Below are 2,185 nucleotides of genomic sequence, written 5' to 3'. Positions count from 1 at the left end.
TGGCCGCTGCGGCCGCGCCGCGTGCCGCATGAGCGGCCCGCTGGCCATGGGCATCGCCGCACGACCGCTGATCGCCTTCGGCAGCGTGCGCCACACGCGGCTGCGCCCGACGCGACACGCGTTCGCCTACCCCACCTACTTCCTGATGCTGCCGATGCGCAGCCTGCGCAGCACGCCTTGCATCGCTCTGCCGCGCAACCGTTTCGGCCTGATCGGCTTCCACGACACTGACCACGGCGACGGCCGCGCCGACGCGCTGGCCTGGCTCGACGAGTTGCTGGCCGGCGAAGGCGTCGCCGATGCCCGCGGCGAGGTCTGGCTGCAGACCTATCCGCGCGTGCTCGGCTACGTGTTCAAGCCGGTGAGCTTCTGGTACGCGCACCGCGAGGACGGCTCGCTCGCCGCGATCGTCGCGGAAGTGAACAACACCTTCGGCGAGCGCCACTGCTACCTGCTGCACGGCGACGGCCTGGCCTGGGGTCGGGAGCTGAGCGCCGCGAAGGTCTTCCACGTCTCGCCGTTCTGCGCCATCGAGGGACGCTACCGCTTCCGGTTCCTGCGCACCACGCATCCGAGCCCCGCGGCGCGGCGGTCCCACCCGGACGCGATCGAGCACATCGTCGCCTGCATCGCGCACGACGACACCCAGGGGCCCCTGCTGCAGACCAGCGTCAGCGGCGCGCTCGTGCCGTTGAACGCGGCGAGCCTGCGGCGTGCCTTCTGGCGCATGCCGCTGATGAGCGCCGGCGTGATCGCGCGCATCCACTGGCAGGCGCTGCGGCTGTGGCTCAAGCGCGTGCCCTTCTTCGGCAAACCCGTCCCGCCCCGCGCCTTCGTCAGCCGCTGAACGACCGATGAACACCACCACCCATGGCGGCACCGTGCCGCGTCTCGAGCCCGCCACCCTGCCGCCGTCGGCGCCCGCTGCCGCGCGCGCCGTGTTCCGGCTGCTGACGCGGCTGCGGCACGGTCAGCTCGACGTGCAGATGCCCGACGGCACGAGCGCACGCTTCGGCGGCCTGCGCGAGGGCGGCGACGTTCGCGCCGCGATCCGGCTGCGCAACTGGGGCGTCTGCGGCGCGGCGCTGCGCAGCGGCGACATCGGCTTCGCCGAGAGCTACATCGCCGGCGACTGGAGCACGCCCGACCTGGCGGCACTGCTGCGGCTGTTCGTCGCCAATCGCGAGGAGATCGAGACCCTGGTCTACGGCAGCTGGTGGGGCTCGCTGCTGTACCGCGTCCGGCACCTGCTCAACCGCAACTCGCGCCGTGGCAGCAAGAAGAACATCCACGCGCACTACGACCTCGGCAACGCTTCTATGCGCTCTGGCTCGACGAGACGATGAGCTACTCGAGCGCCTGGTTCGACGGCGATCCGCGACGCTCCACGGCCGAGGGCCAGCACGCCAAGATCCGGCGCGCACTGACCGAGGCCGGCGTGACGGCGGGATCGCGCGTGCTCGAGATCGGCTGCGGCTGGGGCGGCGTGGCCGAGGTCGCGGCGCGCGACTTCGGTGCCCACGTGACCGGCGTCACGCTGTCGTCCGAGCAGCTCGATTACGCGCAGCAGCGGCTGCGGCGCCACGGCCTCACGAGCCTGGCCGACCTGCGCTTCCAGGACTACCGCGACATCCCCGACGGTCCGTTCGACGCGGTGATCTCGATCGAGATGTTCGAGGCGGTCGGCCGCGCCTACTGGGACGACTACTTCCGCACGCTGTCCGACAAGCTCCGGCCCGGCGGTCGGGCCTGCATCCAGAGCATCACGATCCGCGACGACCTGTTCGATCGCTACATGAGGAGCACCGACTTCATCCAGCAGTACATCTTCCCCGGCGGGCTGCTGCCGAGCATCGGCGCCTTCGAGGCCGAGGCCCGCCGCGCGGGATTCGAGGTGGAGACGACCTTCCGCTTCGGTCCCGACTACGCCGAGACGCTGCGGCGCTGGCGCGAAGGCTTCATGGGCGAGGAGGCCCGCGTGCGCCAACTCGGCTTCGACACGCGCTTCGTGCGCATCTGGGAGTTCTACCTCGCCTACTGCGAGGCGGCCTTCGCGGCCGGCAACACCGACATCGTGCAGTTCACCCTGCGCAAGCCCGGCGCGGCGAGCGTTTGATGGAACGTCGCGCCTGCCTGCAGCTCCTGCCGCCGCCGCGTGCGCGGCGGCCGTGCCGGCGCTGCGGCG

At 71.4% G+C, this 2,185-nt stretch carries 1 protein-coding gene and 1 pseudogene; both read left to right on the top strand.

The features are described from left to right. The first annotated feature begins 52 nt into the window (after window positions 1-52). A complete protein-coding gene (locus x551_RS21445) occupies window positions 53-847 on the top strand; it encodes a DUF1365 domain-containing protein (protein ID WP_036251177.1) in 795 nt (264 codons plus the stop codon). A gap of 7 nt (window positions 848-854) precedes the next feature. Beyond that, a pseudogene (locus x551_RS21440) lies at window positions 855-2,116 on the top strand (cyclopropane-fatty-acyl-phospholipid synthase family protein). The last annotated feature ends 69 nt before the right edge of the window (window positions 2,117-2,185 follow it).

Origin of the sequence: Methylibium sp. T29 (assembly GCF_000576205.1) — a bacterium.
Classification (GTDB): domain Bacteria; phylum Pseudomonadota; class Gammaproteobacteria; order Burkholderiales; family Burkholderiaceae_C; genus Methylibium; species Methylibium petroleiphilum.
This window is presented reverse-complemented; position numbering and strand designations above follow the sequence as displayed.